Origin of the sequence: Phenylobacterium sp. (genome assembly GCF_013911965.1) — a bacterium.
Lineage (GTDB): Bacteria > Pseudomonadota > Alphaproteobacteria > Caulobacterales > Caulobacteraceae > Phenylobacterium.
The window spans coordinates 1-14,276 of sequence record NZ_JACESE010000006.1; the positions used below are offsets into that span (position 1 = coordinate 1).

Annotated in this window: 10 protein-coding genes; 3 read left to right on the forward strand and 7 right to left on the reverse strand. The window is 71.0% G+C overall.

What is annotated here, in order from left to right; all coding sequences use genetic code 11:
- Positions 1-43: 43 nt before the first annotated feature.
- Positions 44-796, reverse strand: coding sequence for an outer membrane beta-barrel protein (locus H2041_RS07575; RefSeq protein ID WP_293411172.1), 753 nt, complete (start codon positions 794-796; stop codon positions 44-46).
- Positions 797-1,381: 585 nt separating this feature from the next.
- The gene (locus H2041_RS07580) at positions 1,382-3,160 is read right to left on the reverse strand and encodes a cation:proton antiporter (RefSeq protein WP_293411175.1); all 1,779 of its coding nucleotides are present in this window, start codon (positions 3,158-3,160) and stop codon (positions 1,382-1,384) included.
- Positions 3,161-3,366: 206 nt separating this feature from the next.
- Here H2041_RS07580 and H2041_RS07585 point away from each other — a divergent pair, with 206 nt between their 5' ends.
- Together H2041_RS07585 and H2041_RS07590 are read left to right on the forward strand one after the other, a co-directional pair.
- Positions 3,367-5,001, forward strand: a complete 1,635-nt coding sequence (locus tag H2041_RS07585) for an AMP-binding protein (protein ID WP_293411178.1) — start codon at positions 3,367-3,369, stop codon at positions 4,999-5,001.
- A gap of 92 nt (positions 5,002-5,093) precedes the next feature.
- The gene (locus H2041_RS07590; RefSeq protein WP_293411180.1) at positions 5,094-7,187 is read left to right on the forward strand and encodes a M13-type metalloendopeptidase; all 2,094 of its coding nucleotides are present in this window, start codon (positions 5,094-5,096) and stop codon (positions 7,185-7,187) included.
- 348 nt (positions 7,188-7,535) lie between these two features.
- Here H2041_RS07590 and hisG read toward each other — a convergent pair whose 3' ends face one another.
- The 4 genes from hisG to pgi form a co-directional block, all read right to left on the reverse strand.
- Positions 7,536-8,498 (reverse strand): ATP phosphoribosyltransferase, encoded by a 963-nt coding sequence (gene hisG, locus H2041_RS07595; RefSeq protein ID WP_293411183.1) that lies wholly within the window; start codon positions 8,496-8,498, stop codon positions 7,536-7,538.
- Positions 8,498-9,637, reverse strand: coding sequence for an ATP phosphoribosyltransferase regulatory subunit (locus tag H2041_RS07600; RefSeq protein ID WP_293411185.1), 1,140 nt, complete (start codon positions 9,635-9,637; stop codon positions 8,498-8,500). Before H2041_RS07600 ends, hisG begins: the two co-directional genes overlap by 1 nt.
- The gene (hisS, locus tag H2041_RS07605) at positions 9,637-11,121 is read right to left on the reverse strand and encodes a histidine--tRNA ligase (protein WP_293411187.1); all 1,485 of its coding nucleotides are present in this window, start codon (positions 11,119-11,121) and stop codon (positions 9,637-9,639) included. Before hisS ends, H2041_RS07600 begins: the two co-directional genes overlap by 1 nt.
- A gap of 296 nt (positions 11,122-11,417) precedes the next feature.
- The gene (gene pgi, locus H2041_RS07610; protein ID WP_293411189.1) at positions 11,418-13,034 is read right to left on the reverse strand and encodes a glucose-6-phosphate isomerase; all 1,617 of its coding nucleotides are present in this window, start codon (positions 13,032-13,034) and stop codon (positions 11,418-11,420) included.
- 132 nt (positions 13,035-13,166) lie between these two features.
- On the opposite strand from pgi, the gene H2041_RS07615 reads away from it, so the two are divergent.
- Positions 13,167-13,628 carry a hypothetical protein gene (locus H2041_RS07615; protein ID WP_293411192.1) on the forward strand — a complete coding sequence of 154 codons (462 nt, stop codon included), beginning with the start codon at positions 13,167-13,169 and terminating at the stop codon, positions 13,626-13,628.
- A 3-nt stretch (positions 13,629-13,631) separates the two neighbouring features.
- Here H2041_RS07615 and H2041_RS07620 read toward each other — a convergent pair whose 3' ends face one another.
- Entirely contained in the window at positions 13,632-14,261 is a 630-nt protein-coding gene (locus tag H2041_RS07620) for a thioredoxin family protein (protein WP_293411195.1), read from the reverse strand.
- Positions 14,262-14,276: the final 15 nt, after the last annotated feature.

Below are 14,276 nucleotides of genomic sequence, written 5' to 3' on the forward strand. Positions count from 1 at the left end.
GCTTGCCGCTCAATCCCGAACGCGCCCAGTTCGACGCCCAGGCCTATGAGGTCACGGTCACCGACTGATCGCGGTAGTCGCCCGAGAAGACGCCCGGCTGCAGCGAGGCGGCGCCGGTCGAGGCGAAGTCCAGATCCGAACCGCCGAGGTAGCGGTAGGTCAGGTCGACGTCCAGACGGTCGGTCGCCGCCCAGGCGAGACCGGCCAGCACCTGATAGGCCAGGGCCGTGTCTTCGTCGTCGATGGTCAGGTTCTGGATGGCGGGGTTGGCCGCCGTGAACGGGCCGCCCACGGTGGCGAACTGGCCGACCACGTCCATCTTGACGTGGTTCACGCCGACGCCGACGCCGACGAACGGATTGAGCGCCGCACCCGGAGCGATGTCGTAGATGACATTGCCCATCAGGGTCCAGGCTTCGATGTCGCCGCTCGGCGGACCGCAATCCGGGGCCGCAGCGGTGCGCACCACGCCGGGCGTGCAGAGGCCCGGATGCGAGCCGGGGGCGCCGCGGACCGAGTCGATGTCGCCGGGGCGGTAGCCGCCCTCGAGCTCAACGCGCCAGTTGGGGTTCAGCTGGTAGCCGAGACGGGCGAAGCCGGCCCAGTCGTCGCTTTGGCTGAAGTCCCAGTTGTAGGGGACGCCGCCGGGGCCGTCGTTCGAGGAACCGGCCTCGATGCCTTCCGGCCAGTGGTAGCCGAGATCCAGAGCGCCGTACCAGCCGGCCTCTTGCGCGGAGGCGCCGGACGCGGCGACGACCGCCGCGAAGGCGGCGCCCGCCAGGAGTTTAAACTTCATAATTGAGCCCTCTCATGCCCTCTGCTGCGGCCATTTGACCCAGCAGCGTTTATAGCAAGGCCGAACCGCTGCGAAAGTGTCGCCGACGCAACACCCCGGCGCAAACGCCCGGCCAAATCGTGGAACTTGGCGAGAAATCCTAAGGTCGCTCCCCTCCCTTGTATCCCGGAATGAAGGCCTTTCGCCCCTGCCGGCCCGCGCTCTCGCGGCGCGACCGGCCGTTCCGGCTGACGTTCTCGAACTACGCGACTTAGACGAGGACTCACCCCCCCGACTGCAAGCCGGACGCTTCGGGACGTCGGGATGGGCTGGTCTTTCCGGAGAGCGGCGGATGCTCCGGCTCGGGACCGGCCTGTCGCCTGCCCTCCTCCGTCGCTGCGCCGCCTCACCCTCAGCCCAGACAATCCTTCGCCCTGAGGCGCCGCGGCCAAGAACGCCGACATCGCCCGTGAGTTCCCACCTCGGATCATCCGTCGCAGGAATTTTTCTCTGTCTGCTCATCGCAGATGACGCAAATGGTGCAGCTATGCAGCGAGGAACGCAATGCCGATCTCGCCACAGTGGAAAGTTGTGGCGAGGTCGCGGTCACGCCGCATCGCCCGCCCGCGCCCGTCTCGTCCTGCCGCCCAGGGCGTCGGGGCGGTTGAGCTCCTGGCGATACTCGTCGCGCCGTTCGTGGATCGAGGCGATGACCAAACCCATCGGCACGCCGATCTCCACCAGAACCGTCTCCGAAAGCTGCAGGCTGGCCTCCACCGTCTCCGGCACGGCGTCGGTGGCCCCGAGCTCGTACAGCCGCTTGGCGTGGCGGGAGTCGCGGGCGCGCGCGACGATGGCGAGGTCGGGGCGCAGCTGGCGGGCCACGGCCACGACGGTCTCCACCGCCTCGGGACTGTCCATGGTGACGACCAGGGCGTGGGCCTCGCCGAGGCCGCAGCGCCGGAGAAACTCCGCCCGGGTGGCGTCGCCGAAATAGCAGAGCTTGCCCGCCCGTCGTCCCTGTTCGACCAGCTTGGGGTCGAGTTCGGCGGCGACCCAGGGCGCCCCGTGCCGGCTCAACATGTCGCCCACCAGCTGGCCGACGCGGCCATAGCCGACCACCAGCACGCGCGCCTCCTCCCCCAGGTCCAGCGGCGGCGCCTCGTCGAGCGGCGGAGGAGGCTCTCGGCGCGCCAGGCGCTCGCTCAGCCAGCCGAGGGCGGGGATCGTGGCCATGGTCAGGGTCGCGGCGACGACCACCAGTTCGCCGGTCGCCCGCGGCACGACGCCGAGGCGCATGGCCTGATCGATGATGACGAAGGCGAACTCCCCGCCCGCCGCCAGCGGCAGGGCGATCTCGGCGGCGGCCAGCGCCGGCAGTTTCAGGAACCGCGAGATGGCGAAGATCACCGCCCCCTTGGCGATCAGCAGGCCGGCCGCCAGGCCCATCACCTCCAGCGGCCGCGCCGCCACCATCGACAGGTTCAGGCTGATCCCGACGGAGAGGAAGAAGAGGCCGAGCAGGAGGCCCTTGAAGGGCTCGATGGTGACCTCGACCTCGTGCCGGAACTCCGTCTCGGCCAGCAGCAGGCCCGCGACGAAGGCCCCCAGCGCCATGGAGAGGCCGGTGACGGCGCTGATCAGACCGGCCCCGATGACCACCAGCAGGCAGGCGGCCATGAAGAGCTCCTCGCTCTTGGCGCGGGCGACCGAGCGGAGGAGCGGGCGAAGGAAGAGCCGTCCGAAGGCGACCAGGGCGACCATGCCCATGGCCGCCGGCGCGAAGGCCAGCAGCAGGCGGGGCGAGAACTCCTCGCCGCCCCGGCTGCCGAGCACGGCCAGGGTGATGAGGATCGGGGCCACGGCCAGGTCCTGAAACAGCAGGATGGCGAAGGTGGCGCGGCCGGCCTGGGAATGGTGGCGCCGCTGCTCGATCAGAACGGGCATGACGATGGCGGTGGAGGACAGGGCCAGCGCCGCGGCGATGGCCGCGGCCGGGGCGACCTCCAGCCCGAAGAGCATGCCGAGCCCCGCCAGGGCCAGGGTGCTGATCCCCACCTGGGCCGCGCCGAGGCCGAAGACGAGCCGCCGCATCAGCCGCAGCCGCTCCCACGACAGCTCCAGGCCGATCATGAAGAGCAGGAAGACGACGCCGAGTTCGGCCAGCTGGGCGATCTCGCGCGGATTGTCGACGGTGAAGGAGGAGACCCAGGGCGCGAACTCGCCGAGGCGCGCCAGGCCATAGGGGCCGAGCGCCACGCCGGCGCACAGGAAACCGAGGATCGGGCTGATCCGCCAGCGGCGGAAGAGGGGCACCACCACGCCGGCCGTGGCGAGGAAGAGGACGACGTCCTTGTAGCCGCCAGCCGATACGTGACTTTCCATGCCTGCTCCCTGCCCGTTCGTCCCGAGTATGGCAGGCGCAGCCGCAAGTGCGAAAGCATCTGGCGCGGCGGGCGGGCCTGTGCGCCGCCTGCCCGGCGCATCGGCCCGCGCCTTGCGCAGACAGGGTTTGCGCCATGCGCCGCCGTTGACTCGCCTCCCGCCGGCGCCCCTTATGCGCCGCATATTTTAAACATGGAGGACGTCTTATGGAGGTTTGGAATTACGCCAACCTGTGGGAAGCGGTCGCGAGCGCCACGCCCGACCGCCCGGCCCTGATCCACGGCGAGCGCGTGGTCGACTGGGCGCAGTTCGACGCCCGCGCCAACGCCCTGGCGGCCCACCTGGTCGAGGCCGGGCTGACCCGCCAGTCGAAGGTGGCGGCCTACCTCTACAACGCGCCGGAATACCTCGAGACCTACTTCGCCGCCTTCAAGGCCGGCCTCGTCCCGTTCAACACCAACTATCGCTACAGCGGCGACGAGCTGGTCTATCTGTTCGACAACGCCGACGCCGAGGCGGTGGTCTTCCACGCCTCCTTCGCCGAAACCGCAGCGTCCGTGCGCGACCGGCTGCCGAAGGTGAAGACCTGGATCGCCGTGGCCGAAGACGGCCATCCCGCGCCGGACTGGGCGGTCGACTACGAGACGGTCGCGGGGGCCGGCGCCTCGCGTTTCGAAGCGTCCTGGGGCCGTTCGGCCGACGACCTGCTCTTCATGTACACCGGCGGCACCACCGGCATGCCCAAGGGCGTGATGTGGCGCCAGGAGGACCTGTTCAAGGGCCTCGGCGGCGGCGCCAACCTGCTGCTCGGCCTGCCCCCGCTGGAGACCTGCGCCGAGGCCGGCGCGCGGGCCAAGGCCAACGCCGAGAACGGCGTGGAACAGGCGATCACCATTCCGGTGGCGCCCCTGATGCACGCCACCGGCCAGTTCATCTCGTTCGGTCAGCTGGTCGCCGGCGGCGCCATCGCCACCCTGCCCCAGCGCAAGTTCGACCCCGCCCTGCTGTTCGACGAGGTCGAGCGCCTGGGCGTCAGCGGCCTGATCATCGTCGGCCTGGCCTTCGCCGCCCCGATGCTGGAGTGCCTGGAGGCGAACCCCGGCCGCTGGACCCTCCCCAGCCTGAAGCGGATCATCTCCTCCGGCACCATGTGGTCGGCGGAGAACAAGCAGGGCCTGCTCAAGCACCTGCCCCATGTGATGCTGATGGACAGTCTGGGCTCTTCGGAGGCGCTGGGCCTCGCCTCCTCGGCCTCCGGCGGCGGCGCCGCTGCGGCCACGGCCAAGTTCACCGCCGGACCCAATGCGGCCGTCTTCACTGAGGACGGACGTCGCGTCGAGCCCGGCTCCGGCGAGCGCGGCCTGGTCGCGGTCGGCGGCAATGTGCCGCTCGGCTACTACAAGGACGAAGAGAAGTCGGCCAAGACCTTCCGCGTCTTCGAGGGCAAGCGGTGGTCGGTGCCCGGCGACTGGGCGACCGTCGAGGCCGACGGCGCCATCACCCTGCTGGGCCGCGGCAGCCAGGTGATCAACACCGGCGGCGAGAAGGTCTTCCCGGAAGAGGTGGAGGAGGCCCTGAAGCGCTTCCCCGGCGTGCGCGACGCCGCCGTGGTCGGCCTGCCCGACCCGCGTTTCGGCGAGCGGATCTGCGCCGTGGTCGACTTCGCTGGCGCGGAGCCGCCGGGCCTGGCCGACCTGCAGGGGCACGTGAAGCAGCACCTGGCCGACTACAAGGTGCCGCGGGACCTCGTCTTCGCGCCGGTCGTGCGGGCGCCGAACGGCAAGCTCGATTACAAGGGGGTGCGCGCCCAGGCCCAGGAGGCCCTCGGCGCCAAGGCCTGAGGCCGGCCCTAACAAAAATGTAATGAGTCATCGACGGTCTGGGCGGGGCATGGTCGCGCCCATCCCAGACCGTTTGAAGGCTGATCTTGCTAATGAAGACCCTTTGGTTCGGCGCCGTCGCCGCCGCAGCCCTGGTCGCCGCCGCCGCACCGGCCACGGCCTCCGACTTCCGCCCCCTCCACATGCTGAGCGTCGCGCCCGCCGCAGAGGCCGCCGGCGGCGACGTCTCGAAGGCCCAGCGCATGGGCGAGTGGGGCTTCGACGCCTCGGGCATGAAGACCAACGTCCGGCCGGGCGCCGACTTCTTCGACTATGCCAACGGGACCTATGTCGATGCGCTCGTCATCCCGTCGGACCGCTCGCGCTACGGCACGTTCGATGCGCTGAACGAACTGTCGGTCAACCGCATGCGCGCGGTGCTGGAGGAGTCCGCCGCCGATGCGGCCGCCACCGGCGACGAGGCCCTGATCGGGACCTTCTACAGGAGCTTCATGGACAAGGCCGCCGTGGACGCCAAGGGCGCGGCCCCGCTGGCGGCGGACCTGGCCCAGATCCGCGCGGCCGACACCAAGGACGACCTGGCGCGCCTGATGGGCGACACCATGAAGGGCTTCGGCGGCTCGATCTTCAGCGCCTATGTCTATGACGACGCCAAGAACCCCGAGCGCTACACCGTCTATCTCGGCCAGGCGGGCCTCGGCATGCCCGACCGGGACTATTACCTGAAGGAGAACTTCGCCGAGCAGAAGGCGAAGTACGAGGCCTATGTCGCCCAGCTTCTGACGCTGGCGGGCTGGCCGGAGCCTGCGGCCAACGCCAAGGCCATCGTCGAGATGGAGACCAGGATCGCCGAGGCCTCCTGGACCCGCGCCGAGCGCCGCGACGACGACAAGACCTACAATCCCTACACGATCGCCGAACTGAAGGCCTTCGCCCCCGGCTTTCCGTGGGAAGCCTTCATCGAAGGCGCGGACCTGACGGCGGCCGAGCGGGTGATCGCCTCGGAAAACACGGCCTTCCCGAAGATCGCCCAGGTGTTCGCCGAGACGCCGGTCGAGGTGCAGAAGGCCTGGGCCGCCTACACCCTGACCGATCAGGCCGCGCCCTATCTGGCCGAGCCCTTCGTCCAGGCCCACTACGAGTTCCGCGAGAAGACCCTGTCGGGCCAGCCGGAGCAGAAGCCCCGCTGGAAGCGCGGCGTGGCCCTGGTGGACAATTCCGCCGGCGAGGCGCTCGGCAAGCTCTATGTCGCCCGCTACTTCCCGCCCGAGAGCAAGGCCAAGATGGAAGCCCTGGTGGCCGACATCAAGACGGCCATGAAGGGGCGCATCGAACGCCTGACCTGGATGGGCGAGGACACCAAGGCCAAGGCCCTGGAGAAGCTCTCCAAGTTCACGGTGAAGATCGGCTATCCGGAGGAGTGGCGCGACTATTCCGGCCTCGAGGTCTCGGCCGACGATCTCTACGGCAATGTCGAGCGGGCCTCGGCCTTCGAATGGGCCTACCGCGTCGGCCGGCTGGACGAGCCGGTGGACGATAAGGAATGGGGCATGACGCCCCCGACCGTGAACGCCTATTACAGCCCGACCAAGAACCAGATCGTCTTCCCCGCGGCCATCCTGCAGCCGCCCTTCTTCGACCCCGACGCCGATCCGGCGATCAACTATGGCGGCATCGGCGGCGTGATCGGCCATGAGATCACCCACGGCTTCGACGACCAGGGGCGCAAGTCCGACGGCGACGGCAAGCTGACCGACTGGTGGACGGCCGAGGACGCCGAGAAGTTCATGGCCCAGGCCGCCAAGCTCGGCGCCCAGTACTCGGCCATCGAGCCCCTGCCCGGCCACAACATCAATGGCGAGCTGACCATGGGCGAGAACATCGCCGACCTGGGCGGCCTGCTGCTGGGCCTGGACGCCTACCACCTGTCACTGGACGGCGAGCCCGCGCCCGTCATCGACGGCTTCACCGGCGACCAGCGCGTCTTCCTCGGCTGGGCCCAGGTCTGGCGCGGCAAGTACCGCGAGGACGCCCTGCGCCGGCAGCTGGTCACCGACCCGCACTCGCCGCCGCACTATCGGGTGAACGTGCCGACCACCAATATCGACGCCTGGTACGACGCCTTCGAGGTGACGCCGCAGGACCAGATGTTCGTGGCGCCGGAGGATCGGGTCCGCATCTGGTGACGCCGGCCGCCGACCGATGAAGATGACGCCGCCGGCCGCAAACCGGCGGCGTCATTGTTTTTGACTCAAGAGTCAGAAAATCAGTTCGCAGCCACAAAAGAAAAAGCCCGCTGCGGGGGATAATCGCAGCGGGCCGGTTCTTTTGAGCTGTCGCTCTTATCAGACGGGCGTTTCCTCCCCGAAACGCCGGAGACTTCTGGACTTTGTGTCGCCGTCTTGTCTCTCGCCCATTGAGAAAACGGCAATTCCGGCCCCGAGTCAATCTCGCAAATCGGCGGAAAAGCGCAGTTTTCCAGCACTTTCCCGGAATCGTGCCGAATCCGGGGTCACGAAACCGCTATATTTGAACTATCCGTCAATTTTAAGCGCCGCCGCCCGCAGCCGCTCGAATCCCGCCGACCCCGTTTCGAAGACGAAATCCGGCTGAAGGGCGGTGACCGGGCCAAGACCAGCCGCCGCCAGGGCCTGTCCGGCGCCTGCGGCCTCGGTCTGCGCCACCAGGAGTCCGTTCGGGCGCCGCGAAGCGCCGCGGGCGAGGAGATCCTCGATCACCTTCGCCGCCGCGCCCTGATCTTCCGGCCAGGAGAGCGCGGCGCTGGAACGCGCCGCGGCCCGGGCCTCGACCACGCGCAGCAGACGTTCGGCCACGGCCAGGGCCGCCTCCGACCAGCGGGCCTGCAGGCTGGCGGCCAGGTGCGCCTGGCTGCGCAGCATGACGCCGTCGGCCAGCACCTTCAGGCCGTTCGCCTCCAGGGTCGCGCCGGTCGTGGTGATGTCGACGACGATCTCCGCCGCGCCGGCGGCCGGCGCGCCCTCCGTCGCCCCGCCCGATTCCACGATGCGGTAGTCGACCAGGCCGTGGCGGGCGAAGAAGGCCCGGGTCTGCAGGATGTACTTGGTGGCCACGCGCAGACGGCGGCCGGTGCGGGCCAGGATGTCGTGGGCGACCTCCTCCAGGTCGGCCATGGTCTCGACGTCCAGCCAGCTCTTGGGCGTGGCGACGACGAGATCCGCGCGGCCGAAGCCCAGGGGACGCAGCAGCAGGGCCCGCTGGGCGAGATCGCCGGGCCGCTCGCGCATCAGGTCTTCGCCGGTCACGCCGAGATGCGCTTCGCCGGCGTCGAGGGCCTCGGCGATGTCGCCGGCCGACAGCAGGCGGACCTGGGCGCCCTCCAGCCCTTTGAGGCTCGCCATGTAGCCGCGGTCGCCGCCGACGGCCTCGAGCTTCAGCGCGCAGTCGGCGAGCCAGGCCTCGACCTGTTCCTTCAGGCGTCCCTTGGAAGGAATGGCGATGATCAGGGGCGCGTCCATCAGGCTTCTCCCTGCGCAAAGGCCCGCCAGGGCCGCACCATGCAGCCCACGGCGCGGGCGCGTTCGGGGCCGCCCAGCCGGGCGAGCAGGCCGTCGTACCGGCCGCCGGCCGCGACGGGGCGCTCGGGCCCGAGGGCGGCGCTGCGCACCTCGAAGCTCAGGCCGTCATAATAGTCGAAGGCGTAGCCAAGGCCGGCGGCGAAGCGCAGCGGCTCGGACGGCACGCCGGCGGCGAGGAGCCGTCCAAGCCGGTCCTGCCAGCCGGACAGCGCCGCCTTCAGCGCCCCGTCATTCGGCCCGGCCAGGTTCTCGATCGCCTCAAAGGCCGCCTGCGGCGCAGCCTCGACCGCGAGGAAGCCGGCCACCGACGCCGCCTGCTCCCGGGTCAGGGCCGGCGCACGGCGGGCCTCGGCCTTGCGCACGAGCCGTTCGGCGATTTCGCCCGGCCCGCGGCCGCCCACCGGCGCGATGCCCGCCAGCTGCCAGACCTCGCGCAGCAGGCTCGAGGCGGCCTCGCTCGGAAGGTCGGCCAGCAGATCGGCCAGCCCGCCCTCCGCCGCCGCCTCGGCCGCCTGACCGGCCCGGGCCAGTTCGCTGCGCAGGAGGCGCGGCCGCCCGACGATGCGGACCAGCCGGGAGGCCAGAGCCGGCGCGAGATCCAGGCTCTCGACAAAGGCCGCGAAGAGCCCCGCGTCCCCGAGCCAGAGCGAGAGATCGCCCCGCCCGCCCGCCTTGGCCGAGGCCCAGGCCAGCGCCAGGGTCTCGACCTCGGCCTCCAGCATGGGCGCCTCGGCGTCTTCGAAGCGTTCCAGACCGATCTGCAGGAATTCCTCCGGACGTCCCGGATGATCGGCGGCCGAGCGGAAGGCCTTGCCCTGGTAGAAGTAGCGCCCCGAGGCCGTCCCGCCCTCCAGGTGGCGGCGCGCCACCGGCGCGGTGAAATCCGGGCGCAGACAGAATTCCGGACCGCCCTCGGCCTGGACGATGAAGAGGCGGGCGCGCAGCGCCTCGCCCACCAGGTCCAGCACCAGGTTCAGCGGCTGGACCAGCGGCACGTCCACAGGCGCGGCGTCCGCAGCGTCGAACGGCGCGCGCACGGCGGCCAGGACCTCGGCGGGAATGGCGGGCTCGACACGCATCAGCCGCCCCTCACGATACGGCTGATGGTGGCCACCAGCTCGGCGCGCGGGACGGTGACCTGGCCCGGGCGCTCCTCGCGCCACTGGGCGTTGTCGGTGACCCCGGCGGCGAGCTCGCGGCCGAGATCGAGGTCCTTGATCGTCACCACGCCCGCGGCGATCTCGTCGCCGCCCAGGATGACGGCGGCCGGCGCGAGGCGGCGATCGGCGTACTTCATCTGCGCCTTCATGCCCGACGACCCGAGATAGACCTCCGCGGCGATGCCGGCGGCCCGCAGCTCGCCCGCGACGGCGAAGTAATGGGCCATGTCGTCCTGGGAGAAGGCGATGACCACGACAGGCCCGCGGACCTCGGCGGCCTGGTCGCGTCCGGCGGCGCGCAGGGCCGCCGCCAGGCGCGAGACGCCGAAGGAGAAGCCGGTGGCCGGCACCGGCTGGCCGGTGAAACGCGCCACCAGGTCGTCGTAGCGGCCGCCGCCGCCGATGGAGCCGAAGCGCACCGGCTGGCCCTTCTCGTCCTTGGTGTCGAGCAGCAGCTCGGCCTCGAAGACGGGGCCCGTATAGTATTCCAGGCCGCGCACGACCGAGGGGTCGAACAGGGCCTGGCCTTCGGCGACGCCGAGGCTCTTCAGGGCCGCGTCGATGGCGGCGAGTTCGGCCAGCCCCGCATCGCCCTCCGCCGAGCCGCCGATGACCTCGGCGATGCGGTCGAGCGTGCCGGCCCGGTCATGGCCCCCGCCGGCGGCGGTGAAGGCGAGCACGGCCTCGGCGGCCTTGGCCGACAGTCCCGCCCCCTTGGTGAAGGCGCCGGACTCGTCCTTGCGGCCTTCGCCCAGCAGCAGGCGGACCCCGTCGGGGCCCAGGCGGTCGAGCTTGTCGACCGCGCGCAGCACGCCGAGCTTCTGACCCTCGTCGGTGACGCCGACGGCCGAGAGCAGGCCGTTGAGGAGCTTGCGGTTGTTGATCTTGATGGCCGCCGAGCCCTGCGGCAGGCCCGCCGCGGTCAGCCCTTCCACCGCCATGGCGATGATCTCGGCGTCGGCTTCGGGCCGGGCGGAGCCGACCGTGTCGGCGTCGCACTGGGTGAATTCCCGGAAGCGTCCCGGGCCGGGCTTCTCGTTGCGCCAGACCGGGCCGAAGGCGTAGCGCCGGAACGGCTTGGGCAGGGTCTCCCAGTTTTGGGCGGCGAACCGGGCCAGCGGCGCCGTGAGGTCGTAGCGCAGGGCCATCCACTGCTCGTCGTCGTCCTGCAGGGCGAAGACGCCCTCGTTCGGCCGGTCAGCGTCGGGCAGGAACTTGCCGAGCGCGTCGGCATATTCGAAGGCGCCGGTGTCCAGAGCCTCGAAGCCGTAGCGCTCGTAGACGGCGGCCACGGCCGTCAGGATGGCGCGCTCGGCGGCAAGGTCGCGGGCGCGACGGTCCTGGAAGCCGCGCGGACTGCGCGCCTCGGGCCGGGCGGGGGCGGAAGGGGTCTGGTCGGTCATGTCGGGGCGCTTAATCCATGGCGCCGGGCGCCACAAGGACGCAGCCGGTCGGAAGAACTGGGATGTCGGTTCGGGTCATTCGTCGCTCCTGAAGGGGTCGCGACGGACGGGATGCTGATCGCGGCGAGCCCCGTCCGCTGCGGGGCTCGAGCCGGGGTCGTCGCCTGCGCCTTAAGCCGCGCGACCCCGCCCGATCCCCCGGGAGATCGGATGGTGATGGCGGCCATGATGGACGGCGACGAAGGTCATGGGTCGGGCCTATAGCCGAGCCGGCGGCGCAAGGCGAGTCCCGCCGCTCACCCCTTCAGCCGCTCGATCAGGGCCGCGGTCGAGGGATCGTGCAGGCGCGCCTCCCCGCCCTCGAGATCCTGCAGGATGCGGCCGGCCAGGGTCTTGCCGAGCTCGACGCCCCACTGGTCGAAGCTGTTGACGCCCCAGAGCACGCCCTCGACGAAGGTCTTGTGCTCGTAGAGGGCGATGAGGGCGCCCAGCACCTGCGGCGTCAGGGCCTCCATCAGGATGAAGCTGCTCGGGCGATCGCCGGGGAAGGTCTTCTGCGGCGCGAGGACGTCGATCTGCGCCTGATCGAGGCCGTCGGCGCGCAGGGCCGCGCGCACCTCGGCCTCGCTGCGCCCGACCATCAGGGCCTCGGCCTGGGCCAGCGCATTGGCCAGCAGCTTGCGCTGGGAGTCCGCATGGCCGTCGGCGCTGTTCCGAACCGCCAGGATGTCGGCCGGGATGACGTCGGTCCCCTGGTGCATCAGCTGGAAGAAGGCGTGCTGGACGTTGGTGCCGGCGTCGCCGAACACGGCCGTCGCCGTCGCCTGGGTCACCGGACGGCCGTCGGCGCGGGTCCGCTTGCCGTTCGACTCCATCTCCAGCTGCTGCAGGAAGTTGGACAGCAGGCGCAGGCGCTGGGCGTAGGGCACCACCGCACGCACGGGGCGGTCCATGGCGTTGCGGTTGAAGACGTGGGCCAGGGCCAGCATCACCGGGGCGTTGGCCTCCAGCGGGGCCTCGAGGAAGTGGGCGTCCATGGCCGCGCCGCCGGCGAGCAGGGCCTTGAAGACGTCCGGCCCCAGCGCGATGGCGCACGAAAGCCCCACCGAGGACCACACCGAGTAGCGGCCGCCGACCCAGTCGCGGAAGCCGAAGATCTGGTCGGCCGGGACCCCGAACGCCTGGGCCTTGTCCAGCGCCGTCGAGACGGCGACCAGGTGCGAATCCGCGCCTTCGCCCAGGCCCTGGCGCAGCCAGTCGCGGGCGATCACCGCGTTGGCCATGGTTTCCTGGGTGGTGAAGGTCTTGGAGACCACGATGACCAGGGTCTCGGCCGGGTCGAGGCCGGCCAGCGCCTGGGCGATCTCGGCCGGATCGACATTGGCCACGAAGCGCAGCTCGATCGCAGGCGCCGGCGCCCTCAGGGCCTCCCAGACCAGGCGCGGACCGAAGTCCGAGCCGCCGATGCCGATATGGACGAGGGCGCGGATCGGCCGGCCCGTCGCACCCCGGCGCTCGCCGGAGCCGACGGCGCGGGCGAAGTCGAACACCGCCTTTCGGGTCGCCTCCACCTCCGCCGAGACAGGTTCGCCCAGGGCGTGGAAATCGGCGCCGTCCGGCGCCCGCAGGGCCATGTGCAGGGCCGCCCGGCCTTCGGAGCCGTTCACCGCCGCTCCGCCGAAGAGGCGGGCCCGCGCGCCCTCGACATCGGCCGCTCGGGCGAGGTCCAGGGCCATGGCCACGTCCTTGGCCGACCAGGGCTGCTTGGAAAGGTCGAGATAGAGACCGGCGGCCTCCACGGTCAGCCGGTCGAGCCGATCGGGCTCGCCGTCGAACAGGCCGGAAATCGAGCGCGCCGCGGCCGCGGCCCCGGCGGCGCGAAGCCGCCTCCAGGCGGCGTCGAGATCAGACATGGTTAAGCCCCCGTTCAACCGGACTATGCGACCCTGGCCAAAGCCGGTTAGCAAAAGTCTGCGCCGTCGTCTTCGTTCCCGCCGTCACGTTGGGCGAGCGCCCGCCCCTCCGCGTCCCACAAGGTCAGCTTCATGTCCTGTTCCGCCGTCGCCGCTTCCGCCCTGCTCTGGCTCGCCGCCGCCCCCGCCGGCGCGTCCCCCGAAGCGGCCACGCCGCCGCCGGCCACCGCGCTGGAGCCCTTCTTCGCCGACATCGTGGGGCGCGCGCAGTCGCTGAAGGGCCGCGCCGAGGCCATGCGGAAGACGCAGGGCCCTGCGGACGCCGCCTTCAAGACCGACCTGGCCGACCTCGCCGAACTGGACATGCAGGCGCACCAGCGCCTGAAGGCGCGCGGCACGGACGGCGATCTCACCTGCATCCTGCGCGGCATCGCCGAGGACCTGCCGGTGAAGATGGCGGCCCTGCAGATGGCCGCCGACGAGGCCGCCCGCGACCTCGCCCTGCGCGAGATGATCTACCTGCTGAACGACAATATCGAAGTGATCGTCACGCCGCCCAGCGTCACATCCGACCTGGCGCCGGGCGGCGTCTAGGGCTCAGTACTTCACGCTGCAGCCATAGGGCGCCGACACCGGCTGGGCCACGGCGCGGCCGGCCTTCACGTCGGCCAGGGCGGCGGCGACGTAGTTCTTGGCGCCCTTCAGGCTGGCCGGATCGGCGCTGTTCTTGTCGTCGATGCCGCCCATGTAGACGAGGGCGCCGGTCTTATCGACGACGTACATGTGCGGCGTGGTCTTGGCGGCGTAGGCGCGGCCGACCTCGCCCTTCGGGTCCAGCAGGACGGCGGTGGAGGCGGCGCCGGCCTCCGACTTCCAGGCGCGGGCCTCGTCGGCGGTCTTGTAGCCCTGCTTGCCGGGCGCCGAGGAGATGAGGGTCAGCCAGACCACGCCGTCGGCGACGGCGCTCTTCTGCAGGCCCTGCATGTTCCCGGACTTGTAGTGCTTCTGGACGTAGGGGCAGCCCTCGTTCGTCCATTCGAGCACCACGGTCTTGCCCTTGAACTCGGCCAGGGAGCGGGCCTTGCCGCTGGCGTCGACGGCGGTGAAGGCCGGCGCCGGCTGCCCGATCGTCGGCGCCGCCGCGGCGGGCGCGGCCAGAGCGGCGCAGGCCAGGCCGGCGGCGAGGCCGGCGAGGAGGGATCGGCGGGGGGCGGTCGAGGGGGTCATCGGCGTCTCCTGGGT

What these genes read in the sequence shown, in the direction of transcription:
- H2041_RS07575 (WP_293411172.1), bottom strand. Translation starts at nt 796, where the DNA reads ATGAAGTTTAAACTCCTGGCGGGCGCCGCCTTCGCGGCGGTCGTCGCC.
- H2041_RS07580 (WP_293411175.1), bottom strand. Translation starts at nt 3,160, where the DNA reads ATGGAAAGTCACGTATCGGCTGGCGGCTACAAGGACGTCGTCCTCTTC.
- H2041_RS07585 (WP_293411178.1), top strand. Translation starts at nt 3,367, where the DNA reads ATGGAGGTTTGGAATTACGCCAACCTGTGGGAAGCGGTCGCGAGCGCC.
- H2041_RS07590 (WP_293411180.1), top strand. Translation starts at nt 5,094, where the DNA reads ATGAAGACCCTTTGGTTCGGCGCCGTCGCCGCCGCAGCCCTGGTCGCC.
- hisG (WP_293411183.1), bottom strand. Translation starts at nt 8,498, where the DNA reads ATGGACGCGCCCCTGATCATCGCCATTCCTTCCAAGGGACGCCTGAAG.
- H2041_RS07600 (WP_293411185.1), bottom strand. Translation starts at nt 9,637, where the DNA reads ATGCGTGTCGAGCCCGCCATTCCCGCCGAGGTCCTGGCCGCCGTGCGC.
- hisS (WP_293411187.1), bottom strand. Translation starts at nt 11,121, where the DNA reads ATGACCGACCAGACCCCTTCCGCCCCCGCCCGGCCCGAGGCGCGCAGT.
- pgi (WP_293411189.1), bottom strand. Translation starts at nt 13,034, where the DNA reads ATGTCTGATCTCGACGCCGCCTGGAGGCGGCTTCGCGCCGCCGGGGCC.
- H2041_RS07615 (WP_293411192.1), top strand. Translation starts at nt 13,167, where the DNA reads ATGTCCTGTTCCGCCGTCGCCGCTTCCGCCCTGCTCTGGCTCGCCGCC.
- H2041_RS07620 (WP_293411195.1), bottom strand. Translation starts at nt 14,261, where the DNA reads ATGACCCCCTCGACCGCCCCCCGCCGATCCCTCCTCGCCGGCCTCGCC.